Below are 22,185 nucleotides of genomic sequence, written 5' to 3'. Positions count from 1 at the left end.
TCGGCCTGCCCCGGAAAGACGACGCGCTTCGCCCGCTCAGGCGTGGCCGGCCTGGTTCGAGAGGAAGGCCGGATCGATGCCGAGCTTGCTCAGCGCCCGCTCGTATTTGGTGTCGAGCCCGTCGTCGAAGAGCAGGTCGAAATCGGCCTCGCAGTGCAGCCAGCCATTGGACTGGATCTCGGCCTCGAGCTGGCCGGCGCCCCAGCCGGCATAGCCGAGCGCCAGCACCGCATTCTCCGGGCCGCTGCCGAGCGCCATGGCGCGCAGGATGTCGAGCGTCGCGGTGAGGCAGATGCCGTCATCGATCGGCAAGGTCGCCGATTCCAGGAAGAAGTCGGCGCTGTGCAGCACGAAGCCGCGCTTGGTTTCGACCGGGCCGCCACGCAGCACCTGAACGCGCTCGACCTGGCTCGGCAGGAGGATCGCCTGGTCGGGCGGGATCACGTCGAGCTGGACCAGCAGTTCGGGGAAACGCGTATCGGCAGCCCGCTTGTTGACGATGATGCCCATCGCCCCGTCCTCGGAATGAGCACAGAGATAGACGACCGTGCGGGCGAAGCGCGCATCGTTCATGCCCGGCATCGCGATCAGGCACTGCCCGTCGAGATAGCTGCGACCGCTGACGCGCTGGTTCGAACCGATCTTCATGGCGCCATGCTAAGCCTTTGCGAGCCGGGTGGGAACGGGGTAGCGCAACCAAATCGTCGCGACCCGGTTGTGCCGCATTCGCCTGCGAGGATCGTAACGCAAATGTTTGAGGTCGCGACCGCGTGTTTCTCGCCATTCTCTTCGGGATCGCCTAAATCTGCCGTGGTGAAACGCCTCGTCGCCCTCACCCTGACCCTTCTGACGCTCGGCACCGCGGCCTGGGCGCAGGAGGCGGCTGTCTCGCCCTGGTCGAAAAGCACCCATTCCTCGATGCGCCTGATCGCCGGCGCGACCGCCGCTTCGGGCAAGCAGCGTGTCGGCGTCGAGATCGTGATGATGCCCGGCTACAAGACCTATTGGCGCAGCCCCGGCGACTCCGGCGTTCCGCCGGTCTTCGACTGGAGCGGCTCGGCGAATGTCGGCGGGCTCGACGTGCGCTGGCCGGCCCCCGAACGTTTCGAGGAAGCGAACGGCTCCGGCATCGGCTATGTCAGCGAGATCGTCGTGCCGGTTTCGGTCCAGCCGATCGACCCGACACGGCCGGTGACCGTGGCGCTGAAGCTCGACTATGCCGTCTGCGACAAGATCTGTGTGCCCGCCAAAGGCGAGGCGCGGCTCTGGCTCGAACCCGGCGTCACCTCGGTGACGTCGCCGAGGCTCGAGGAATTCGAGGCGCGCATTCCGCAGCCGGTCAAGCTCGGACCCGCACGCGACCGCCTCTCGATCCTCGAAGTCACGCGCGGGGAGAAGGAAAGCGAGCCTGCGCTCAAGCTCATCCTCAAGGCACCGGAAGGCGGCGTGATCGAGGACGTCTTCGTCGAGGGGGCCGGGCAATGGTCCTTCGGCCGACCGCAGTTCACGCCCCTGCCCGACGGCAGCATCGCTGCGAAACTCAAGATCGTCGACCGCCCGAAGGGCGCCAGCGGCCTAACCCCCTTCATCGTGACGCTGAGCGGCAAGCCGGCCGCAGTCGAGACGCGGCTGGAACTCGACATCGGCGCCGGCAAGCCGTAACCCTGCCAGCGGGGCGGCCATCGGCCGCGAGCATGTTCCGCGAGAGTGGGCGCCACTTTCGTGATGCGGACATGCTCCACCAATAGTGAGCTAGCGCGAATTCTGGTCGTTCGGCCATGCCCGGCCGAACGGAGAGCGCGAGGATGGAGAACGGCACGATGGCGATCAAGGTCGGTGACAAGCTTCCGCAGGCGACGTTTCGGGTGATGACGGCCGAAGGCCCGGCCGCGAAGACGACAGAAGAGCTGTTCAAGGGCCGCAAGGTCGTGCTGTTCGCCGTGCCCGGCGCCTTCACGCCGACCTGCCACAAGAACCATCTGCCCGGCTTCCTCGCCAAGGCCGACGAGATCAAGGCCAAGGGCATCGAGGAAATCTTCGTCACCGGCGTCAACGACGTCTTCGTGATGGACGCCTGGTCGAAGGCCACCGGCGGCGCCGGCGTGATCGGCTTCCTCTCCGACGGCAACGCCGATTTCGCCAAGGCGATCGGCCTGTCGATGGACGGCTCGGGCTTCGGCCTCGGCACGCGTTCGCAGCGCTATTCGATGGTCGTCGAGGACGGCGTGGTCACGGCGCTCAATGTCGAGGACGCCCCCGGCAAGGCCGAAGCCTCCGGCGCCGAGGCCCTGCTCGCCCAGCTCTGAGGCGAGGCCGTCATTGCTCGGGCGACGCGTAGCGTCGACCCGAGAACCTCGCGACGAGAAGGCGCCTGCTGGCGCCTTCTCCAGCCTGGGATGCCCGGATCAAGCCCGAGCATGACGCCTGCGATATTTCAGCAGGGAATCCGATCGGTCCGATCTGCGCTTGTCATGAGACAGACGCGCCCGGCTCGCGCTAGCCTCCCGCCCATTCATGGAGGAGCCCTTGTCCGAGATCACCATCCGCCCGCTCGCAGCAGGCGACCGCACCGCCTGGGAGCCGCTCTGGCAGGGCTACCTGACCTTCTACAAGGCTTCGCTCGCCCCGGAGACATCAGACACCACCTTCGCTCGCCTGACCGGAGGAGCCGAGCCGATGGGCGGCTTCATCGCCGAACGCGACGGCCGGGCGGTCGGCATCGTCAATTATGTGCTGCACCGCACCACCTGGAGCCCGAAGGAAATCTGCTATCTGCAGGACCTGTTCACCAGCGAGGAGGCGCGCGGCGGCGGCGTCGGTCGCAAGCTGATCGAGGCTGTCAGGCAGATGGCCGAGGACAAGGGCTGTTTCCGCGTCTACTGGCAGACGCATGAGAGCAACCTGCAGGCGCAGGAACTCTACGACAAGGTCGCGCAGAAATCGGGCTTCGTCGTCTACCGGCAGCCGCTGGGCTGAGCCGGGCGCCGGGCGTTCCGGCCGATGGCTCCGCGATCGGCCCGGCGCAGTTCTTCCTGAAGGGAAGCACGACGATCAGGCGGGGCGGCGTCTCAGCCGGCCCCTCATCTTCAGACCATCACGCATGTTCAGCCCGAGCAGCGTGATATTGACCGCACCGGCAACCAGTTCCAGCGCCTGAACGCCATAGAAGACGCTGTCGAACTCGGCATGACCAGCCTTGTCCGCAAGGAACAGCGCCGCCGGAATGAGGACCAGGATGCCGTTCGCCGCGATGATCGGCATGCGCCTGGCCTTGGCTCCGGCCAGCCCGGCGCGCCGGCCTTTTGCCAATGCGAAGCCCGTTCCACCGGCTGCGGCCAGCATCGGCACGAGGAGCAGGAAACCCCATGGGATCGTGCTCTTGATCGCGACCACGGTCGCTTCGGAAGCGAACAGCTCGGCCAGCGCCGTCGAGAGCCAGAAGCTCGCGATCGTGAGCAGCGCGACCATGCCTGCGACGGGATGGACGGCTTTGATCATGACATCATTACCTCTAAATGACATTATGTTGTCAATTTGACCCGGAGACACTTATGTCATTTGACATCATGATGTCAAATCGTTTTTAAGATGCCTTATGAGCGAGACATCGAACCCGCACGCCCGAGACACCTTGACCGGCCTCATCCTGCTCCTGTTCCGGGTGAACAACCTGACGCTGAGCTGGGGCGACAAGCTCGTGGCGCCGTTCGGCCTGACCAGCGCGCGCTGGCAGATCCTCGGCGCGATCGTCGCCGCGGGGCGGCCGCAGCCGGTATCGTGGCTCGCCCGCGACCTCGGCGCCAACCGCCAGAACGTCCAGCGCATCGTCAACGACCTGCACGGCGAAGGGCTGGTTGCCTTCGCGCCGAACCCGCATCACCGGCGCGCCCAGCTCGTCCTGCTCACGGAGCAGGGGCAGCAGGCCTACGACGCTGCCGTGGAAAGTTACAATCCGAAGGCAGACAGGCTGGCGCAGGGTCTTTCGGAAGCCGACCTCGAAGCCGCGCACCGCGTCATGGCAGCGCTGCGCGACAAGCTCGAACACGAGAATGATGCCCAGGAGCGCGCCTGAGCACGACAGAGCGCGAACCCGCTTGCGAGACCGGTGCGCCCGGCAGCGCGGGGCAAGACCCCATCTCCTGGCGCAAGCACCGGGTTGCCCCGAGAAACGAATCCCGGCTGCTGGCCCGCTGCGCCGGTGCCGCCGAGATTGCATCGGTACATTGGCGTCAATGCGCGAACGCCAAAGCGAGGCTGCGGAACGCGCCTATATGAGGGACAAGCACGCCCGACGGCGCCGGCCGGCCGGGCGTTTTCCTTTTCGCGGAACGGCTCCGCGCTCGCGGTCATTCACAGGCGCTGCATCATGAAGAAGATCGGCTTCCTTTCCTTCGGGCACTGGTCCCCCTCGTCGCAATCGCAGACCCGCTCGGCCGGCGACACGCTGCTGCAGTCGATCGAACTCGCCGTCGCGGCCGAGGAACTGGGCGCCGACGGCGCCTATTTCAGGGTGCATCACTTCGCCCGCCAGCTCGCTTCGCCCTTCCCGTTGCTGGCCGCGATCGGTGCCAGGACCAGCCGCATCGAGATCGGCACGGCCGTCATCGACATGCGCTATGAGAACCCGCTCTACATGGCGGAGGACGCCGGCGCCGCCGATTTGATCTCAGGCGGCCGCCTACAGCTCGGCATCAGCCGCGGCTCTCCCGAACAGGTCATCGATGGCTGGCGCCATTTCGGCTACCAGCCAGCCGAGGGACAGAGCGATGCCGACATGGCGCGCCGGCATGCCGAGGTCTTCCTCGACGTCTTGCGCGGCGAAGGCTTCGCGCGTCCCAATCCGCGCCCGATGTTCCCCAACCCGCCCGGCCTGCTGCGGCTTGAGCCGCATTCCGAGGGTCTGCGCGAGCGCATCTGGTGGGGCGCGGCCTCGGATGCCACCGCCGTCTGGGCGGCGCAGGTCGGCATGCACCTGCAGAGCTCGACGCTGAAGACCGATGAGAGCGGCGAACCCTTCCACATCCAGCAGGCGAAGCAGATCCGCGGCTACCGGCAGGCCTGGAAGGAGGCCGGCCATCAGCACGAGCCCCGCGTCTCGGTCAGCCGCAGCATCTTCGCCCTGGTCGACGATCGCGACCGCGCCTATTTCGGCCGCGACGGCCAGGGCAGCGACTCGATCGGCTATATCGACGACAGCACGCGCGCCATTTTCGGCCGCGGCTACGCGGCCGAGCCGGACAGGCTGATCGAGGAACTGAAGAAGGACGAGGCGATCGCCGAGGCCGACACGCTCCTGCTGACGGTGCCGAACCAGCTCGGCGTCGACTACAACGCCCATGTCATCGAGGCGATCCTGAAGCATGTCGCGCCGGGGCTGGGCTGGCGTTGAGGGGGCGGGGCCAGGGCGTGTCGCCTCTGGCCCGCGGCTTCAACGGCACGCAGCGCGTCATGCCGGTGGACCTTGCGCCTACTGGCCGAAGCTCGACCGCCCATAGCGCCCAGCCTGGAACACAGGGGGGCGCCATCGGCGGGAGGCGCCTCCAAACCTGCTGAAAACCGAAAGCGCTCTCAAATCATCTGACGACGGACAATGACGAAGCCCTGCTTCACATCGTCCACCGGCATGCTCTAACTGTGGTATGCCGCAAGAGCCCGCCACGCAGACCACGGCCGAGACCGCCGAAGCCGACCTCACCGCCGCAGGCCTGAAGCCCCATGACGGGCGCTATTCGGCTTTTGCGCCATTGCGCCAGCCGATCTTCCGTGCGGTCTGGATCGCAAGCCTCGCCTCGAACTTCGGCGGCCTCGTCCAGATGGTCGGCGCCGCCTGGCTGATGACTTCGCTCTCCGATTCGCCGGACATGGTCGCGCTCGTCCAGGCTTCGACGACGCTGCCGGTCATGATCTTCTCGCTCGCCGCCGGCGCGATCGCGGACAATTACGATCGCCGCCGCATCTTGCTGACGGCGCAGAGCTTCATGCTCGCGGTTTCGATCATGCTGGCGGTCTTCGCCTGGTTCGGGCTGCTCTCACCCTGGCTGCTGCTCGCCTTCACCTTCCTGCTCGGTTGCGGCAACGCGCTCAACAATCCTGCCTGGCAGTCCTCGGTCGGCGACATGGTGCCGCGACCCGAGGTGCCGGCGGCGGTGACCTTGAACAGCGTCGCCTTCAACATCGCGCGCAGCGTCGGCCCGGCGATCGGCGGCGCGATCGTCGCCGCCTTCGGCGCGGTCGCGGCCTTCATCGTCAATGCCTTCAGCTATATCGGGCTGCTCGTCGTGCTGGCCCGCTGGCAGCCGCCGCGCGTCGAGCGCCTGCTACCGCGCGAGACGCTTTGGCTCGCGATGAGCGCCGGCCTCCGCTATGTCGCGATGTCGCCGAATATCCGCGCCGTCATCCTGCGGGCCTTCCTCTTCGGCTTCGGCGGCGTCGTCGGCCTCGCCCTGATGCCGCTGATCGCACGGGATCTCGTGCGCGGCGGTCCGCTGACATTCGGCATCCTGCTGGGAGCCTTCGGCGCCGGCGCGGTCGGCGGAGCCTTCGTCAGTGCCCGTCTGCGCCGGCGGTTCAGCACCGAGACCCTGGCGCGTCTGACCTTTCTGGCCTATGCGGCCGCGGCCCTGGTCGTGGCCGCGAGCCAGACCATGTGGCTCACCATGCCGGCGCTCGCAGTCGGCGGCGCCTGCTGGGTGCTGGCACTCTCGACCTTCAACTCGACGGTGCAGTTCTCGGCGCCGCGCTGGGTGGTGGGGCGCGCGCTTTCGCTCTACCAGATGGCGGCCTTCGGCGGCATGGCCGCGGGCAGCTGGGCCTGGGGCTGGGTCACCCTCCATTCCGGCCCGGCCGGCGGCCTCACCGCAGCGGCGGTCGCACTCGTCCTCGGCGCGGCAGCCGGGCTGCGCTACCAGCTCCCCCCGCTCGAGGCGCTCAATCTCGATCCGCTCAGCCGCTGGCGAGAGCCGACGGTCGCGGTCGATATCGAACCGCGCAGCGGCCCGGTCTTCGTCACCATCGAATGGCGAATCCGGCAGGAGGACGTGGTCGAGTTCCTGAAGGCGATGGAGGAGCGTCGGCGCATCCGCCGCCGCGATGGTGCCCGCCATTGGTCGCTGCTGCGCGACCTGACCGATGCCGAGCTCTGGATCGAGCGCTATGACAGCCCGACCTGGGTCGAATATCTCCGCCAAGCCCAGCGCGCTACCCAGGCCGATGCCGAGATCGGCGACCGGGTCAGGGGCCTGCATATCGGGCCTGAGCCGCCGGTCGTGCACCGCATGGTCGAGCGTCAGACCGGCGTGCTGCCGCGCGAGGTCCTGCGCGCGACCCGGCAGGCGCAGGCGTCGCCCTGAGCGGCGGCGCCAACACTGCTCAACCTCGCGACCACATGCGTGAAAGCCTGCATCCGGCTGGCGCGTACGCGGCGTCGGCAGGTGCGAGGCCTTCTCGGAATCTTGGTGTCGCGTCGCGTGCGACGAGGCTCGGCGTTCCGCCCTCGCCTACCGCCCCGGCTTGAACGGCGCCATCCCTGCCCGGGCGAGCGCGTCGGCGCGCTCGTTCATCTCGTCGCCGGCATGGCCCTTGACCCATTTCCATTCGATCTTGTGCTGCTTGAGGGCAGCGTCGAGGCGCTTCCAGAGCTCCTCGTTCTTGACCGGCTTCTTGTCGGCGGTCTTCCAGCCGTTCCTCTTCCAGCCATGGATCCAGGCGGTGATGCCCTGGCGAAGATACTGGCTGTCGGTGTGGAGCGCGACGGTGCAGGGCCGGGTCAGCGTCTCCAATGCCGAGATCGCGCCCATCAGCTCCATGCGGTTGTTGGTGGTCAGCGCCTCGCCACCCGAAAGCTCGCGCTCCTTGCCCTTGTAGCTGAGGATCGCACCCCAGCCGCCAGGGCCCGGATTGCCCGAGCAGGCGCCGTCGGTCCAGACTTCGACGACCTCGCTCATCGCCGCAGCCCGTATTCGCGCGCATCGGTGACGCGCTGGTGGAAGGCGAGCTTGCGATCGTATTCGAGCGGGTCGAGGGGCTTGACGAAGGCGCCTTCGGGCACGTTCAGCCAGTCGACCAGACGGGTCAGAAGGAAGCGCAGAGCCGAGCCGCGGCACAGCACCGGCAGGGCCTCGACCTCGGCCGTCTCGAGCGGCCGCACGCTCTCATAGCCGGCTAGCAGAGCCTGGCCCTTGGTCAGATTGAACGAGGCATCGGCCTCGAAGCACCAGGAATTCAGGCAGATCGCGAGGTCGTAGGCGAAGGCGTCGGTGCAGGCGAAATAGAAGTCGATCAGCCCCGAGAGCTGGTCCTTGATGAAGAAGACATTGTTGGGGAAGAGATCGGCATGGATGATGCCGCTCGGCAGCCCCTGCGGCCAGTTCCGTTCATGCGCCTCGATCTCGGTGAAGATGCGTTGCGACAGCCCGGGCAGCACCGTGTCGGCCTCCGCCCCCGCCTGCTCGGCGAGCGGGCGCCAGCCGGGCACGGACAGGACATTGGCGCGCTGCATGCGAAAATCCCGGCCGGCCTCGTGCAGCAAGGCGAGCCCGCGCCCGACCTCGCCGCAATGCGCGACCGTGGGCCGGCGGACGGAGAGACCGTCGAGGAAGGTGACGATCGCGGCCGGGCGCCCGGCGAGCCGGCCGACGGCGGCGCCGTCGCCGGTCCGTAGCGGCTGCGGACAGATAAGGCCGCGCTGCGCCAGATGCTCCATCAGCCCGATGAAGAAGGGCAGATCGTCGGCGCAGACCCGCTCCTCGTAGAGCGTCAGGATGTAGAAGCCCTGCGTGGTATGCAGCAGGAAGTTGGAATTCGAGACGCCTTCGGCGATGCCCTTGGCGGACAACAGGTCGCCAATGCCATAGCGCGCCACGAAGGCGGCCATTTCGTCATCGGGTACTTCGGTATAGACGGCCACGCTTGAGAATTCCTGGGCTCACTCGGCCGGGGACGCAGCCGGCTCACCGCGCAATTCGCGCGGCAGGGGGAAGAAGACGCTCTCATCGGCGGTCGAGACGGTCTCGACAGTGACCTCGTAGCGTTCGGCGAAGGCGTCGATGATCTCCTCGACCAGCACTTCCGGCGCGCTGGCGCCGGCCGTCAGCCCGAGCCGGCGGATATCGCCGAACAGCGACCAGTCGATCTCGTCGGTGCGCAGCACCAGGCGCGAAACCGGGCAGCCGGCCCGCTCGGCGACCTCGCGCAGGCGCTGCGAATTCGAGGAATTGGGCGAGCCGACGACGATCAGCCCGTCGACCAGCGGGGCGACGCGCTTGACCGCCTCCTGCCGGTTGGTGGTGGCGTAGCAGATGTCTTCCTTGTGCGGCGCGATCAGCGCGGGAAAACGCGTCTGCAGCGCCTCGACGATGCCGCGGGTATCGTCAACCGAGAGCGTCGTCTGCGTGACATAGGCCAGCGGCCTGCCCGCGGGTGGGGACAGGGTGGCAACGTCCTCGAGCGTCTCGATCAGCGTGATGGCGCCCGGCGGCAATTGCCCCATGGTGCCGATCACCTCGGGATGGCCGGCATGGCCGACGAGCAGGATGTGCCGCCCGCGCTTATGGTGGACCTCGGCCTCGCGATGTACCTTGGTGACCAACGGGCAGGTCGCGTCGATGGCGAAGAAATTGCGAGCCTGGGCCTCCGCCGGCACGGATTTCGGCACGCCATGGGCCGAGAATATCACCGGCCGGCTGGCATCGGGAACTTCGGACAATTCGGCGACGAAAACCGCGCCCTTCCGCTTCAGCGACTCGACCACGTATTTGTTGTGCACGATCTCGTGGCGGACATAGACCGGCGCGCCATGCAGCGTGAGCGCCTTCTCGACGGCGTCGATCGCCCTGACCACGCCGGCGCAGAAGCCGCGCGGGGCGCAGAGCAGGATATCGAGCGGCGGTTTCGGCGCGGCGGTCACGAGGTCTCGAAGGCTCCGGTAAGGGCTGCGCCTTCTTTCGGTCTCACGCGAATGATGTCAAGGAAGCGGCTCGCCGCAGGCCGCAGAAGCCCCCCGCGCCAGCCGCCCTCCCCGGCGCGCCGGAGAACGCCTAGATAACCCCGATCGACCCCGCGCTCGCGCCAGGCCGCTCCCGTCAGCACGGATTCCTCATGGCCGATGCCTCGCATGTCAGCTATCTGCCGCCGATCCTGACCTTCTGTGCCGGGGCGGTGGTCGCCGTGCCGCTGTTCCGGCGCTTCGGGCTTTCAGCCGTGCTCGGCTATCTCGCCGCCGGCATCGCCATCGGCCCCTCGCTGCTGGCCGTGATCAAGGATGCGGATGCGATCCGCAGCACCGCCGAGATCGGCGTCGTCTTGCTGCTTTTCCTGGTCGGGCTCGAATTGCAGCCCGCGCGGCTCTATTCGATGCGGCGAGACATCTTAGGCACCGGCCTCGCCCAGATGGTGCTCAGCGCGGGCGTGATCGGCGCCATCGCCTGGTGGCTCGGGCTCAGCCCCGGCGGCGCGGTCGCGGTCGGTCTGGCGCTCGCCCTCTCCGCCACCTCGATCGCCCTGCAACTGCTCGAGGAGCGTGGCGACGGCGCCGAGCCCTATGGCCGGCGCTGTTTCTCCGTCCTGCTCTTTCAGGACATCGCGATCGCGCCCATCCTCGCCATGCTGCCGCTCCTGGCAACGACCGGCGCTGCCAATGACCAGAGCGCGATGCAGGCGCTGGCCGGGCTCGGCCTGGCGCTGCTCGCGGTCGCGGCGCTCGTCTTCGCCGGCCGCTATGCGCTGAACCCGTTCTTCCGGCTGCTGGCGAAGTCCGGCGCCCGCGAGGTGATGACCGCGGCCGCCCTGCTCGTCGTGCTCGGCGCGGCACTGGTGATGGAGAATGTCGGCCTGTCGATGGCGATGGGCGCCTTCCTCGCCGGCGTGCTGCTGGCGGATTCGCATTTCCGCCATGAGCTGGAAGCCGATATCGAGCCGTTCCGCGGCGTGCTGCTCGGCCTGTTCTTCATGGCGGTCGGCATGTCGATCGACCTCAAGCTGGTGCTCGACAATGCGCTGCTGCTGGCGCTCGCCGCACCGGCGCTGGTGCTGTTCAAGATCGCCGCCGCCGCCGCGATCCTGCGCGCCTCCTGCTCGACCTGGAGCGAGGCGATCCGGGCCGGCGCCCTGTTGTCACCGGCCGGCGAATTCGCCTTCGTGCTGCTGCCGATGGCCGCCTCGCTCGGCCTGCTGAGCCCGCATCACGGCGCAATCGCGACCGCGCTCGCCGCGCTCAGCATGCTGATCGGCCCGATCCTCGCCAAGCTGATCGACGCCTGGCTGCTGGCGCGCGCGGCACCGCCGGAGACGATCGAGGAGGATTTCAGCGGCACCGCGCCTTCCGTGCTGGTGATCGGCTTCGGCCGCTTCGGCCAGGTGGTGACGCAGGCGCTGCTGCTGCAGCACATCGACGTCACCGTCATCGATGCCGATGTCGAGCGCATCCGCTCCGCCGCCAAGTTCGGCTTCAAGATCTATTACGGCGACGGCACGCGGCTCGACGTGCTGCGCGCCGCCGGAGCGGGCAAGGCCAAGATCGTCTGCATCTGCATCGACGACCGCGAGGCGGCGCTGCGGATCGTCGAGATGGCCAAGGCGGAATTCCCGACGGTACGCCTGCATGCCCGCGCCTTCGACCGCGTCCACGCCATCGACCTGATGCGCGCCGATGTCGACTATCTGATGCGCGAGACCTTCGAATCGGCGCTCGGCTTCAGCCGCGTGACCCTGGAGGGCCTCGGGCTCGACTATGAGGAGGCGAGCCTGATCATCGAGAATGTGCGCGAACGCGACGCCCAGCGCATGGAGATCCAGTTCAGCGAGGGCATCGCCGCCGGGCTGCACAAGGTGCCGCGCGTCTCGCCCGAGCCGCTGGTCAAGCCCAAGGCCAAGCCGAAGGCGCTCTCCGAGGAGACCCGCGAGGTCATCGAGGATGGCGGCGCCGAAGTCGCGGTCGGGGGTGTGGGAGAGCCCGCCGAGTGAACGCACCCAGCCAAAGCCCTGCCGTCTTCGTCACCGGCTCGACCCTGCGCCATGTCGCGGTGATGACCGCGACCGCCTCCGTCGGCCTGATGGCGGTGTTCGTCGTCGACCTGTTGTCGCTGCTCTATGTCTCGCGGCTGGGCCGGCCGGCGGCGACGGCCGGCGTCGGCTACGCCACCATCGTCCTCTACCTCGTCGTCTCCTTCAATGTCGGGCTGATGATCGCGGTGACCGCCCTGACGGCGCGTGCTCTCGGCGCCGGGGACCGCGCCGGCGCACGCCGGCTGGCGGCGTCATCGCTCGCCCTGATGGGCGCCGCGGCTTTTGCGCTGAGCGGCCTGATCATGCCGCTGCTGCCCTGGCTGCTGACACGGCTCGGCGCGCAGGGCGAGGCCTATGCCGTCGCCCACTCCTTCCTGTGGATCACCTTGCCGGCGAACGTGCTGATGGCGCTCGGCATGGGCTTTTCCGGCATATTGCGTGCCGTCGGCGACGCCAGGCGGGCGATGTATGTCACGCTTTCCGGCGGCATCGTCATCGCCGGACTCGATCCGCTGCTGATCTTCGGTCTCGGGCTCGGACCGGACGGCGCCGCCATGGCGACAGTGATCTCGCGGCTGGTCCTGGTCGCGGTCGGCTATCATGGCGCGGTCAAGGTCCACGGCATCGTGGCGCGCCCGACGCTTGCCGCGGTGCGCGCCGATATCGGCCGCTCCCTGTCGATCGCCGCGCCGGCGATCCTGACCAATCTCTCGGCCCCGATCGCCAACGCCTTCTTCGCCAGCATCATCGCCCGCTTCGGCGACCAGGCGATCGCCGCCACAGCGATCATCGACCGGCTCGTGCCGGTGGCGTTCGGTGCCTTGTTCGCTCTGTCCGGGGCGATCGGGCCGATCCTCGGCCAGAACTGGGGGGCGCTGCGCTTCGACCGGATGCGCCGGGCACTGACCGACTCGGTCTGCTTCGCCGCCGGCTGCGTCGCCCTCGCCTGGCTGATGCTGGTGCTGCTGCGCCATCCGCTCACCACCCTGTTCGATGCGAGCGGCGAGACGGCGGAGATCGTCGTGTTCTTCTGCCTGATCTCCGGCCCGATGTGGCTCTTCGTCGGCGCGCTCTTCGTCGCCAACGCCGCCTTCAACAATCTCGGCATGCCGCTCTATTCGACGGTGTTCAGCTGGGGCCGGGCAACGCTCGGCACCGTGCCGATGGCGTTCATCGGCGCACACTATGCCGGGCCGAAGGGCGCACTCGCCGGGGTCGCGCTCGGTGCGGTGCTGTTCGGCGTGCTGGCGCTGGTCTTCGCCTATCGCGCGATCGGCAAGCTGGAGCGGCGGGCGGCGGCACAGACGGCCTCGCTTGCCTGATGCCACCCGGCTGATATCGTCCGGGCAATGGCTGGCGCGAACTCCGACGGTTCGACCGATCCCGGTCGAACGGAAAGCGCGCCGGTGGCGGGACCGAACCCGCAAGGGAGCATGCCATGATGAACCTGTTCGAGATGATGCAGTCGGCTCAGAACGGCCAGGCCATGCAGAACCTGGCGCGGCAATACGGCCTCTCCCAGCAACAGACCCAGGCCGCGCTCGACGCCTTGCTGCCGGCCTTCTCGATGGGGCTGCAGCGCCAGACGCAGAACCCCTACGCCTTCGGCAATCTCGCGCAGATGATGACGGCGACGCCCTTCGGCCAGATGTACGATACCGATGGCGACGGCATTCCCGATTCCGCGGCGCCGATGGGCAATGATGTGCTGAGCCAGCTCTTCGGCTCCAAGGAGGTCAGCAATGCCATCACCGCCCAGGCGGCCGCGACCAGCGGCGTCGGCCAGGCGATTCTGAAGCAGATGCTGCCGGTGATCGCCGCGATGGTGATGGGCGGGCTGTCCAGATCGGCCGGCAATCAGGGGCTCGGCGGCATTCTCGGCCAGTTCGCCGAGATGATGCGCGGGCAGGCGCCGAGCCAGCCGAAGCCGGGCATGCAGGCCAGCCCCGGCAACCCGCTCGAAGCGATTCTCGGCGGCCTGTTCGGCGGTCAGACGCCGGCGGCCGGGCAGGCGCAAGGCGGCGGCACGTTCGGCGGCGCGCCGATGCCCGGCAACCCGGCCGATATGGGCAATATCTTCGGCCAGATTCTGACCGGCATGTTCGGCGGCGGCCAGCCGTCGCAGGAGGGGGCCAAGCCCGCACCGCAGCGGCGCCAGCCGGAACCGGAGCCGGAGCCCGAGCAGCCGGCGCCCTCCGGCGAGACGGGACCGGGCTCTATCGGCCTCGATGCGCTCAACCAGATGTTCGAGCATGGCCGCAAGGTGCAGGACAGCCACCAGGACGCGCTGAAGTCGATCTTCGATGCGATGCTGGGCGGTGGGCAGCGCCGCGCCTGACATTGGCAGATGCCGGCGTGTCGATACCGGCCGCGGCTCCGGACATCGCCCATAAAAAAGGGCGGTAGCCGAAGCTACCGCCCGCAGGAACGCGTCACGCCAAGGGGTCAGGCGTTGCACGCGATCTCGATGGCCCGCGCTGCCCGCGCCGGCTGGGTTACGGCCTGTCGAAGCCCGACTTCTCGCCGGCGCGCAGCGGCCGATTGCTGCTGTGCGGAGCGGGCGGAGAGAACGACAGAGGGGTCGCGCAGCCAGGAGGTCGCGAGCGCGCCTTCGACATCGGAGCGAACGAGACCGATATCCTTGAGGCCGCGCTCGTCGAGTTCGCCGAGCTGCATGACCTCGCGGCGGTGGACCCAGGCGCGGATCAGTTTTTTGACGCCAGTGACCGTCCGGATGGCTGCACGCGTCACGCTGCCGCCAAGGGCAGACAGGGACTTCGCGGCATAGGTCATGATCAGCATGACGGCCTCCTAGGGTTGATCGGCGGATCGGATCATCGGGACCGGCTGGACGCGCCATGACAGGAGCCGGAGAATGACCCAAAGGTAAGTCCCCGCTGGCCATCAGCCAAACGAATGATTATGATGTTTGGCACAATTAATTTTGATATTCCTCCGGGGGGATGCCGGCATGGCCCATGTGCTCGACGCCGACCAGCTCAAGACCTTCGTCGCCATCGCCGACACTGGTTCCTTCACCCGCGCGGCCGAGATCGTCTTCAAGACGCAATCGGCGGTCTCGATGCAGATGAAGCGGCTCGAGGAACGCGTCGGACGCCCGCTCTTCGGCCGTGACGGGCGCCATGCCAAGCTGACCGAGGATGGCGAGCGCCTGCTCGACTATGCCCGCCGGATCGTGCGGCTGAACCTGGAATGCGTCGCCAGCTTCACCGAGGCCGATCTCAAGGGCCGGATCAGGCTCGGCGTGCCCGACGATTATGCCGACCGCTACCTGCCGGAGATCCTGGCCCGCTTCGCCCGCTCGAACCCGCGCACCGAAGTCACCGTCGTCTGCGAGCCGACGCCGATGTTGGCCGAGCGGATCGCGACCGGCGACATCGACCTTGCGATCATCACCCATGTCGAGGGACGCGGCCAGGGCGAGATCATCCGCATCGAGCCGCTGCTCTGGGTGACCTCGGCCCGCCATTGCGTGCATGAGGAGGACCCCCTGCCCTTGGCCCTGGGGCGTCCGACCTGCAATTGGCGGCAGGCGGCGGTCGAAGCGTTGGAGAACAAGGGACGGCGCTTCCGCGTGCTCTATGCCAGCTGGAACTCGACCGCGGTCGGCGCGGCGGTGGTCGCGGGGCTCGCCGTCTCGGTGCTGCCGGAGAGCGCCGTCAGGCCCGGCATGCGCATCCTCGGCGCCTCGGAAGGCTATGCCAGCCTGCCCTCCTGCAAGATCGGCCTGCTGCGGACCCGGCACGACCCGTCGATCCTCTCGAACGCGCTCGCCGAGCACATCATTCAGAGCCTCGACAATCTGCAGAGCTTCAAGACCGCGGCCGAGTAGGCTTGGCGCGCGCGGACAAGCGCCTCGACGATCGCAAGCATTCCCGAGTGGCGCGATGCCAGTGCGCTCGAAGACGCTCTAGTAGTCCTGGCGCATCCTGAGCGCCACCGTGGCAGCGGTGAAGGTCCGCGTGCGCAGTCCGAAGGTCTCGGCGAAGCCGAGGATGATGGGCTCGTGCCGATAGGACGCACGGACGACGACACCATGGTCACCGTTCTGGAGCGTCGCCAATGCCGAGGCATTCGCTTCGGGCGGCAGATAGGTCATCGTGCCGATGCCGACCAGGATCGTGTTGTCCTTGCGGACGATCGTCGTCGAGCCCACCTCGATGCCGGTCTTGCCGGGCAGGACATTGGCGATCTTGGCATTGATCTGCTGGCCGGTCAGGGCGGCGAGGTTCTCGTTGTCCTGCGAGGCCAGCACCAGCGCCGCTTCAGCAGTGAAGCGCGTGATGTCGCGTTGGATGGTTAAGGCCTGCGACAGGTCGACGGCCGCGGCCATCATGGTGAACAACAGGGTGCTGATCAGGCCGAACTCGACGGCGGCCATGCCGCGTTCGTCCCGCAGCATGCGGCGCGGGCTGCGCCAGCACGTTCTCGCCGCACTCATCACGACGCCCTCGCATAGAGTGCGGACCCCGACACGCTGAGATCGGGCAGCCCGGGCACGAACGTCACGACGGGCACGCGCGCGCGGATCAGCATCGGGGTTCCCGCAGTCGCGGCAGAGAAGGTTGCGCCGATCGGCTGAGAAGTGCCGCCATAAGCCGACAGAGGCTGCGTCTCGAGGCGGATGTTCGCGACGCAGTTGTCCGCGATCACGAGCCGCCCGCAGATCTGGGTGACGACGGCCGAGCGGTTGCCGGCCAGGGTCTGGGCGTTGTTGCCGGTGGCGGCATCGGAAACCGCATCATGCAGGTTCATCTGCGTCAGGAAAACCAGAGCGAACTGCAGCACAGCCAACAGCACGGTGATGAAGACCACACCGACAAAGGCGAACTCGACCGCGGCAGCGCCGCGTTCATCGCCGGCGAAGGCGCGCAGCCGGCTCCCCAGCCGCAGCATGAGGCCCGCTAGAGTGATCGATCGGGGATAACGCCTCACCGTCGCCACTCCGTCACGGACAGGTCTTGGTGCAGAAGCGGATGTAGTCGATCAGCCCGCCATAGGTATCCTCACGCCCGGCTGCCTGGAACTGCAGCCTGTACTTGTCGCCGGCCTTGAGGTTCCGGAAGGTGATCTTCCGCTCGGTCCACTGGTCAGTGTGGACGCAGGTGTCGACGGCGTTCGAGGCCGCCGAGGAAAAGCCACTCGACTTCGCGAAGAAGACCTCGATCCGGTTGGTCTGCCCCTCCCAGGTCGCATTATTGAGCGCATTCCAGACCGCAGTCGATGAGTCCTTGTAGGCGCAGTAAACCTTGCCGGCATAGGCTGGATTGCGAACGCGCGAAATGTACCAATAGCGCAGCTCGTAATCGCCATTGGCCGGGAGGGTTATCTCCCGCCACATCGACGAATTGGTCCGGCAGTTCGAGGTATAGCAATGCGAGTCGAGCTCGGCGAAGAAATTGCCGAAACGGATCTCGTTGCCGGAGAGCTGCGGGATACCGTTGATCTCGATGCCGCCCTTGCCGGCCTGCGTCGACCATCCATTCCAGTTGTTCAGGACCGTCCAGCTGTTCGACGCGACATTGTGGTTGGTCTCGAAGGACTCCATCAAAAGCACCGTGCCCGGCGTCGTCGTGGACACCGGCAGCAAGTTGCAATTGCGGACGACCCCGAGCGGTACGTTCTCGAAGCCGAGCACGCCACCGAAAACGTTGGCGCTGTTGCCCGAGGCCCGGATGGTGATGATATTGTTGGCGATGCTGGCGTTGACCGTCACACCGGACAGCCCGCTGCCCGTCACCTTGCTGTTCGTGATATCGGTCACGACGGGGGCGTAATTCGCGTTCGGATCGGCGTTAGCCTGGCTCTGCCGGTACTTGATCTCGTGCGTCGACTGCTGGCAGCCGAGTTCGACTGCGCTGGCGATGCGCTGCCGCTGGGCGGCGGCGCGGGTCAGGTCGATGCCGCCGCCGACAGCGAGCATCAGTGCCGGCAGGCCGAGCCCGAAGATCAGCGCGGTCGAGCCGCGGGTGTCCTTCAGGAAGCTGCGAAACAGGGGCGTCATTCCAAAGCCTCGCGGAAAGCGCCGAAAACACAGCGCGACGATGCAAAAACCGTAGGCGGGCGCGGATTGACAAAATCTTGCGCGGGCTCGTGAAAACCGGGGCTATCGGCGCAAAAGCGGGCGTTATCGGCCGCCGCAGCCTGAATATGGTAAAGTTTAGCGAAACTGCGTTGCGTAATTTCCGGCCCAATCGGCCAGCCGCTTTCGGCTGCACGACGAGGACGCGTCGTGCAGCGCGCAGCTCGTCGCCCTCAGGGCGCCAGACCGGCCGCGGCCGCGAAGAAATATCGGGAAAGGGTCGTGCCGATCGTCGTCGCGCCGGCAATGCAGGCGAGCGAGATCATGCCGGCGATCAGGCAGTACTCGATCGCCGTGGCGCCACGGTCGTCGTGCAGAAAGTCGCGAGCAAGGGCGAAAATCGGCTTCATGCCGCCATTGCTAGCGGCAAGCTGCGGAGAATTCGTTAATCGGAAGCGCAAAATTCGGAGGTATGCGCAGTTTTCCGCCGAAGTCGCGACGCGGGAGGCGTTACATTGTCCCGCCGCCTCACAGCACCAGCTCGGAGAAGACAGGATCGATCCGGCCGCCCCAGGCGCCCTGCTGGCGCACGGCGAGCCGCTCGGCGAGGCTGCGGCCACTCTCGGCGATGGCCATGACCGGCTCGAGATAAGAGGTTTCGTCGCGACCCTGTGCATCGAGACGCGCGCGCCGCGCCAGCCCTGCCCGCGACAGCTCAACGACCTCGCGCGCGATCTCACGCAACGGCCGCCCACCGATCCTGGCATTGAGCCCGGCCTTGGGCACATCGTCGCGCAGACGCTGGCGCTCCTCGGCGTTCCAGCCCCGGACGAGGTCCCAGGCCGCGGCGAGCGAAGCCTCGTCATAGAGCAGCCCGACCCAGAAGGCCGGCAGCGCGTTCAGCATCTCGACCGGCCCGGCATCGGCGCCGCGCATCTCGATATAGCGCTTCAGCCGCGCCTCGGGGAACAGGGTCGAAAGATGGTTGGCCCAGTCCGACATGGTCGCGCGCTCGCCAGGGAGCTGCGCTAGGCGGCCCGCGAGCAGATCTCGGAAGGAAGCGCCGGTGACGTCATGATAAACGTCGCCGCGCTTGACGAAATACATGGGAACGTCGAGCGCCCAGTCGACATAGGCCTCATAGGACATCGCCTCGTTGAAGGCGAAGGGCAGCATGCCGGAGCGGGCATTGTCGGTGTCGCGCCAGATCTCGGAACGCATCGACTGCAGGCCGTTGAGCTTGCCCTCGCTGAAGGGCGAGGCAGCGAAGAGCGCGGTCGCGAGCGGCTGCAGCGCCAGGCCGACCCGCAGCTTGGCGACCATGTCCGCCTCGCTGGCGAAATCGAGGTTCACCTGCACGGTCGAGGTGCGGAACATCATGTCGAGGCCGCGCGTGCCGACCTTCGGCATATAGTTCGCCATGATCTTGTAGCGCCGCTTCGGCATCACCGGCGTCTGTTCGCGGGTCCAGAGCGGCGAATGCCCGAGCCCGAGGAAGCGGATGCCATGCGGCTCGGCGACCGCGTGGAGGTCGGCGAGATGCGTACCGAGCTCCGCGGCCGTTTCGTGGATGCTGTCGACCGGCGCGCCCGAGAGCTCGAACTGTCCGCCCGGCTCGAGCGAGATCGCTCCGCCGCCATCGGGATCGGCGAGGCCGATGACATGGCCGTCATCGAGGATAGGCTCCCAGCCGAGCCGCTCCTGCATGCCGTCGAGCAGGGCGCGGATTCCGCCGCGCCCGGCCTTGCCCTCATAGGGCACCGGGCTCAGATCGTCGGCGTAGAACGGGAATTTCTCATGCTCGGTCCCCAGCCTGAACCGGGAAGCGGGCTTCTCGCCTTCGGCGATCCAGCCGATCAGTTCGGCCTTCGAGCTGATCGGAGTGGAATCGGAGACGTCGCGGGCCATCAGGCACTCCGGCTGGGAAGGCTTCGGAGCGCCAGACATAGGCGAGCGTCACGGCAACCACAACGACCACGGATGCGGGGTCGGGGTCACAATCTTGCCAAAATGCATGATCGCCGATCAGGCGGCTCCGCGCATGCTGATCCCGGCATCGCCATTGCCGCCGGCGCGCGTCTGCGCCGCGAGCCAATCGACCACGGCGCGCATCCCTGCCTCCTGGCCGCCACTGCCGGCGCGCGCCTCCTCGAAAATGGCGAGCTGCATATCGGCGCTGGTGCCGCCGGCGACGATGCCGCGGCAAGCCGCAAGGTCGGCGCCGCAACCCAGCGCGGCGGCGTCCTCGCCCAGCATCGCCAGCACTTCCTCAAGGACTTCGCCGACCGGGCGCATGGCGCGCCGGGCTTCGCAGACGAAGCCTCCATGCAGGCCATAGCGCTGCGCCCGCCAGATATTCTCGGCCGCTATGGCACGCGAGGCCGCGGTCAGCCTGCCATTGAGATCCGGCTTGCGGGCGAGATGGCGCACCAGGCAGCGATAGAGCGCGGCAATGGCGAGGGTATCGTCGAGCCTGGTGCAGCTGTCGGCAACGCGCAGCTCCAGCGTCGGATGCTTTTCCGAGGGGCGGATCGACCACCAGACGAAGCTCGTGTCGCGAATCGTTCCGGAGGCGACCATGGTGTCGATATAGGCGCGGTAATCGGCTGCGCTGGTGAACAGTTCCGGCAGACCGGTGCGCGGCAATTCTGCATAGGCGCACAGGCGATAGCCCATCAGCCCGGTACGCCGCCCCTGCCAGAAGGGCGAGGAGGTCGACAGCGCCAGCAGCAGCGGCAGAAAGGGCAGCATCCGCACCATGATACCGATGCGCAGGTCCTCGTCCGGCACTTCGACATGGACATGCAGGCCGCAGAGCTGATTGCGGCTGCCGAGCATCTGTAGATCGCGCATGATGCCGTCATAGCGCTTGGCCTCGGTCGCACGCTGGCGCGACCAGGCGGCAGTTGGGTGCGTTCCGCAGGCGAGCAGCAGCATGTCGTGGTCGCGCGCGATCGCCGCGAGCCCGGCCCGCAGCCGCGACAGCGACAGCCGCGCCTGGGCCATGTTCTCGCAGACCGGCGTCATGACCTCGATCTGGGATTGCAGCATTTCGCTCTGCAATTCGTTCTGAAAAGCGGCCTGGGCCGCCTCGATGAAACGCGGCGAGATCTTGCGCGCGATGCCGCGGCTCTCGGCCTCGGAAAGAAAATACTCTTCCTCGATGCCGAAACGATAGGCGCTGGTCACCATGGTCCGTTCCCCCTTCCCGGTGCCCCATTCGTTCGGGTGCGCCAGACTGCCCGTCATTGAGTCGGAACTGCGACCATGGTCGCAGATCCTGTGCTCAACGTACAACGCGTGCGCCGCGTTCCACGGCTCGGGCCGCAGACCGCTTCGCGCAAATGCCCGGTGCTATCGGCTTATCCAGTCGCCGAGCGTCGCCTGGACGAGCGCCAGCGCGGCGACCGCAGCCGTGTCGGCGCGCAGGATGCGCGGGCCGAGCGAGAGCCGCAGCGTGCGCTCGCGAGCGAGCACCAGAGCGCGCTCCGATTCGTCGAAACCACCTTCCGGACCGATCAGCAGCGCAAGCTTGCCGCGCGGGGCGGACTGGAGCGCTGCGACCGGCCCTTCGGGCGCGGATGCCTCGTCGCAGAACACCAGCAGGCGCTCGGGCTCGAGCCCTGCCAGCGCGTCAGCCAGCGGCAGTTCGGGACGAATCTGCGGCAAGCAGAGAATGCCGCACTGCTCCGCCGCCTCAACGGCATTGGCTGCGAGACGCTCGAGATTCAGGCGCGAGACCTGGGTGTGGCGGGTCAGGACCGGCTGGAGCACGCCCGCCCCCATCTCGACCGCCTTCTGCGCCATGTAGTCCAGCCGAGCATGCTTCAGCGGCGCGAACATATAGACCAGATCGGCGGCCGGCGGCTGGGCGCGGACCTGACGCTGCGCCTCCAGCCGGGCCTGCTTGCGGCCCTCCACCCGGATCGCGCAGAGCCATTCGCCGTCGCGCCCGTTGAAGGCCAGGATCGCGTCATCGCTGCGCAGGCGCAGAACGTTGAGCAGATAATTCGCCTGGTCGCGGGCGAGTTCGATGGTCCCACCCGGCACGAGCGCCGCTTCGCAAAAAAGCCTGTGCTTGGAAAAATCGCGCATCCGTCGTCGGTCCGTCCTGGTGGCGCGCCGTGCGCCAGCCGGGATCG

The 22,185-nt window shown here is 67.4% G+C and carries 23 protein-coding genes; 10 read left to right on the top strand and 13 right to left on the bottom strand.

Annotated elements, in window-relative coordinates; all coding sequences use genetic code 11:
- Positions 1–36: 36 nt before the first annotated feature.
- Complete coding sequence (locus J0J10_RS02310) at positions 37–648, bottom strand: YqgE/AlgH family protein (protein ID WP_291641248.1); 612 nt, start codon at positions 646–648, stop codon at positions 37–39.
- A 162-nt stretch (positions 649–810) separates the two neighbouring features.
- Here J0J10_RS02310 and J0J10_RS02305 point away from each other — a divergent pair, with 162 nt between their 5' ends.
- From J0J10_RS02305 to J0J10_RS02295, 3 genes are all read left to right on the top strand, one after another.
- Positions 811–1,662 (top strand): protein-disulfide reductase DsbD domain-containing protein, encoded by an 852-nt coding sequence (locus J0J10_RS02305; RefSeq protein ID WP_291644952.1) that lies wholly within the window; start codon positions 811–813, stop codon positions 1,660–1,662.
- Positions 1,663–1,820: 158 nt separating this feature from the next.
- Positions 1,821–2,306: a peroxiredoxin gene (locus tag J0J10_RS02300; protein WP_291644950.1), complete on the top strand. Its 486-nt coding sequence runs from the start codon at positions 1,821–1,823 to the stop codon at positions 2,304–2,306.
- A 220-nt stretch (positions 2,307–2,526) separates the two neighbouring features.
- Entirely contained in the window at positions 2,527–2,976 is a 450-nt protein-coding gene (locus J0J10_RS02295) for a GNAT family N-acetyltransferase (RefSeq protein WP_291641244.1), read from the top strand.
- Positions 2,977–3,051: 75 nt separating this feature from the next.
- Here the strand turns inward: J0J10_RS02295 and J0J10_RS02290 are convergent, their stop codons facing one another.
- Positions 3,052–3,498, bottom strand: a complete 447-nt coding sequence (locus J0J10_RS02290) for a hypothetical protein (RefSeq protein ID WP_291644948.1) — start codon at positions 3,496–3,498, stop codon at positions 3,052–3,054.
- A gap of 97 nt (positions 3,499–3,595) precedes the next feature.
- On the opposite strand from J0J10_RS02290, the gene J0J10_RS02285 reads away from it, so the two are divergent.
- From J0J10_RS02285 to J0J10_RS02275, 3 genes are all read left to right on the top strand, one after another.
- Entirely contained in the window at positions 3,596–4,072 is a 477-nt protein-coding gene (locus tag J0J10_RS02285; protein WP_291644946.1) for a MarR family winged helix-turn-helix transcriptional regulator, read from the top strand.
- A 294-nt stretch (positions 4,073–4,366) separates the two neighbouring features.
- The gene (locus J0J10_RS02280; RefSeq protein ID WP_291644944.1) at positions 4,367–5,389 is read left to right on the top strand and encodes an LLM class flavin-dependent oxidoreductase; all 1,023 of its coding nucleotides are present in this window, start codon (positions 4,367–4,369) and stop codon (positions 5,387–5,389) included.
- 250 nt (positions 5,390–5,639) lie between these two features.
- Positions 5,640–7,349 (top strand): MFS transporter, encoded by a 1,710-nt coding sequence (locus J0J10_RS02275; RefSeq protein ID WP_291644942.1) that lies wholly within the window; start codon positions 5,640–5,642, stop codon positions 7,347–7,349.
- Between the two features lie 147 nt (positions 7,350–7,496).
- Here the strand turns inward: J0J10_RS02275 and rnhA are convergent, their stop codons facing one another.
- From rnhA to ispH, 3 genes are read right to left on the bottom strand one after another with little or no spacing between them, the layout of a single operon-like run.
- Positions 7,497–7,943 (bottom strand): ribonuclease HI, encoded by a 447-nt coding sequence (gene rnhA / locus J0J10_RS02270; protein ID WP_291641232.1) that lies wholly within the window; start codon positions 7,941–7,943, stop codon positions 7,497–7,499.
- A complete protein-coding gene (locus J0J10_RS02265) occupies positions 7,940–8,905 on the bottom strand; it encodes a homoserine kinase (RefSeq protein WP_291641230.1) in 966 nt (321 codons plus the stop codon). Before J0J10_RS02265 ends, rnhA begins: the two co-directional genes overlap by 4 nt.
- A gap of 18 nt (positions 8,906–8,923) precedes the next feature.
- Positions 8,924–9,904, bottom strand: a complete 981-nt coding sequence (gene ispH, locus J0J10_RS02260) for a 4-hydroxy-3-methylbut-2-enyl diphosphate reductase (protein WP_291644940.1) — start codon at positions 9,902–9,904, stop codon at positions 8,924–8,926.
- A 191-nt stretch (positions 9,905–10,095) separates the two neighbouring features.
- Between ispH and J0J10_RS02255 the strand changes: the two genes are divergently transcribed.
- The 3 genes from J0J10_RS02255 to J0J10_RS02245 all read left to right on the top strand — a co-directional run bounded on the left by J0J10_RS02255 (position 10,096) and on the right by J0J10_RS02245 (position 14,338).
- Entirely contained in the window at positions 10,096–11,958 is a 1,863-nt protein-coding gene (locus J0J10_RS02255; protein WP_291644938.1) for a monovalent cation:proton antiporter-2 (CPA2) family protein, read from the top strand.
- Complete coding sequence (locus J0J10_RS02250) at positions 11,955–13,322, top strand: MATE family efflux transporter (protein ID WP_291644936.1); 1,368 nt, start codon at positions 11,955–11,957, stop codon at positions 13,320–13,322. Before J0J10_RS02255 ends, J0J10_RS02250 begins: the two co-directional genes overlap by 4 nt.
- A gap of 116 nt (positions 13,323–13,438) precedes the next feature.
- Positions 13,439–14,338, top strand: a complete 900-nt coding sequence (locus tag J0J10_RS02245) for a DUF937 domain-containing protein (RefSeq protein ID WP_291644934.1) — start codon at positions 13,439–13,441, stop codon at positions 14,336–14,338.
- Between the two features lie 107 nt (positions 14,339–14,445).
- Here the strand turns inward: J0J10_RS02245 and J0J10_RS02240 are convergent, their stop codons facing one another.
- A complete protein-coding gene (locus tag J0J10_RS02240; RefSeq protein WP_291644930.1) occupies positions 14,446–14,802 on the bottom strand; it encodes a DUF1127 domain-containing protein in 357 nt (118 codons plus the stop codon).
- Between the two features lie 169 nt (positions 14,803–14,971).
- Between J0J10_RS02240 and J0J10_RS02235 the strand changes: the two genes are divergently transcribed.
- Entirely contained in the window at positions 14,972–15,853 is an 882-nt protein-coding gene (locus J0J10_RS02235; RefSeq protein ID WP_066468091.1) for a LysR substrate-binding domain-containing protein, read from the top strand.
- Positions 15,854–15,931: 78 nt separating this feature from the next.
- Here the strand turns inward: J0J10_RS02235 and J0J10_RS02230 are convergent, their stop codons facing one another.
- From J0J10_RS02230 to J0J10_RS02200, 7 genes are all read right to left on the bottom strand, one after another.
- Complete coding sequence (locus J0J10_RS02230; RefSeq protein WP_291644926.1) at positions 15,932–16,402, bottom strand: TadE/TadG family type IV pilus assembly protein; 471 nt, start codon at positions 16,400–16,402, stop codon at positions 15,932–15,934.
- Between the two features lie 59 nt (positions 16,403–16,461).
- Entirely contained in the window at positions 16,462–16,917 is a 456-nt protein-coding gene (locus J0J10_RS02225; protein ID WP_291644924.1) for a TadE/TadG family type IV pilus assembly protein, read from the bottom strand.
- 52 nt (positions 16,918–16,969) lie between these two features.
- Positions 16,970–18,025 (bottom strand): TadE/TadG family type IV pilus assembly protein, encoded by a 1,056-nt coding sequence (locus J0J10_RS02220; protein WP_291644922.1) that lies wholly within the window; start codon positions 18,023–18,025, stop codon positions 16,970–16,972.
- Positions 18,026–18,276: 251 nt separating this feature from the next.
- On the bottom strand, positions 18,277–18,453 hold the full coding sequence (locus J0J10_RS02215; RefSeq protein ID WP_291644921.1) for a Flp family type IVb pilin: 177 nt from the start codon (positions 18,451–18,453) through the stop codon (positions 18,277–18,279).
- Positions 18,454–18,571: 118 nt separating this feature from the next.
- Positions 18,572–19,951, bottom strand: coding sequence for a glutamate--cysteine ligase (locus J0J10_RS02210; RefSeq protein ID WP_291644919.1), 1,380 nt, complete (start codon positions 19,949–19,951; stop codon positions 18,572–18,574).
- A gap of 117 nt (positions 19,952–20,068) precedes the next feature.
- Positions 20,069–21,235, bottom strand: coding sequence for a carboxylate-amine ligase (locus J0J10_RS02205; protein WP_291644916.1), 1,167 nt, complete (start codon positions 21,233–21,235; stop codon positions 20,069–20,071).
- Between the two features lie 162 nt (positions 21,236–21,397).
- Positions 21,398–22,138 carry a 16S rRNA (uracil(1498)-N(3))-methyltransferase gene (locus J0J10_RS02200; protein ID WP_291644914.1) on the bottom strand — a complete coding sequence of 247 codons (741 nt, stop codon included), beginning with the start codon at positions 22,136–22,138 and terminating at the stop codon, positions 21,398–21,400.
- Positions 22,139–22,185 lie beyond the last annotated feature (47 nt).

Origin of the sequence: Allobosea sp. (genome assembly GCF_017308075.1) — a bacterium.
Taxonomy (GTDB): Bacteria; Pseudomonadota; Alphaproteobacteria; order Rhizobiales; family Beijerinckiaceae; genus Allobosea.
The sequence above is the reverse complement of the archived record's forward strand: the minus strand, read 5'-3'. Positions and strand labels throughout refer to the sequence as shown.

What these genes read in the sequence shown, in the direction of transcription:
- J0J10_RS02285 (WP_291644946.1), top strand. Translation starts at nt 3,596, where the DNA reads ATGAGCGAGACATCGAACCCGCACGCCCGAGACACCTTGACCGGCCTC.
- J0J10_RS02275 (WP_291644942.1), top strand. Translation starts at nt 5,640, where the DNA reads ATGCCGCAAGAGCCCGCCACGCAGACCACGGCCGAGACCGCCGAAGCC.
- J0J10_RS02200 (WP_291644914.1), bottom strand. Translation starts at nt 22,138, where the DNA reads ATGCGCGATTTTTCCAAGCACAGGCTTTTTTGCGAAGCGGCGCTCGTG.
- J0J10_RS02220 (WP_291644922.1), bottom strand. Translation starts at nt 18,025, where the DNA reads ATGACGCCCCTGTTTCGCAGCTTCCTGAAGGACACCCGCGGCTCGACC.
- J0J10_RS02210 (WP_291644919.1), bottom strand. Translation starts at nt 19,951, where the DNA reads ATGGCCCGCGACGTCTCCGATTCCACTCCGATCAGCTCGAAGGCCGAA.
- J0J10_RS02300 (WP_291644950.1), top strand. Translation starts at nt 1,821, where the DNA reads ATGGCGATCAAGGTCGGTGACAAGCTTCCGCAGGCGACGTTTCGGGTG.
- J0J10_RS02280 (WP_291644944.1), top strand. Translation starts at nt 4,367, where the DNA reads ATGAAGAAGATCGGCTTCCTTTCCTTCGGGCACTGGTCCCCCTCGTCG.
- J0J10_RS02235 (WP_066468091.1), top strand. Translation starts at nt 14,972, where the DNA reads ATGGCCCATGTGCTCGACGCCGACCAGCTCAAGACCTTCGTCGCCATC.
- J0J10_RS02215 (WP_291644921.1), bottom strand. Translation starts at nt 18,453, where the DNA reads ATGAAGCCGATTTTCGCCCTTGCTCGCGACTTTCTGCACGACGACCGT.
- J0J10_RS02230 (WP_291644926.1), bottom strand. Translation starts at nt 16,402, where the DNA reads ATGGCCGCCGTCGAGTTCGGCCTGATCAGCACCCTGTTGTTCACCATG.
- J0J10_RS02310 (WP_291641248.1), bottom strand. Translation starts at nt 648, where the DNA reads ATGAAGATCGGTTCGAACCAGCGCGTCAGCGGTCGCAGCTATCTCGAC.
- J0J10_RS02245 (WP_291644934.1), top strand. Translation starts at nt 13,439, where the DNA reads ATGATGAACCTGTTCGAGATGATGCAGTCGGCTCAGAACGGCCAGGCC.
- J0J10_RS02205 (WP_291644916.1), bottom strand. Translation starts at nt 21,235, where the DNA reads ATGGTGACCAGCGCCTATCGTTTCGGCATCGAGGAAGAGTATTTTCTT.
- J0J10_RS02290 (WP_291644948.1), bottom strand. Translation starts at nt 3,498, where the DNA reads ATGATCAAAGCCGTCCATCCCGTCGCAGGCATGGTCGCGCTGCTCACG.
- J0J10_RS02240 (WP_291644930.1), bottom strand. Translation starts at nt 14,802, where the DNA reads ATGCTGATCATGACCTATGCCGCGAAGTCCCTGTCTGCCCTTGGCGGC.
- J0J10_RS02255 (WP_291644938.1), top strand. Translation starts at nt 10,096, where the DNA reads ATGGCCGATGCCTCGCATGTCAGCTATCTGCCGCCGATCCTGACCTTC.
- J0J10_RS02225 (WP_291644924.1), bottom strand. Translation starts at nt 16,917, where the DNA reads ATGCTGCGGCTGGGGAGCCGGCTGCGCGCCTTCGCCGGCGATGAACGC.
- rnhA (WP_291641232.1), bottom strand. Translation starts at nt 7,943, where the DNA reads ATGAGCGAGGTCGTCGAAGTCTGGACCGACGGCGCCTGCTCGGGCAAT.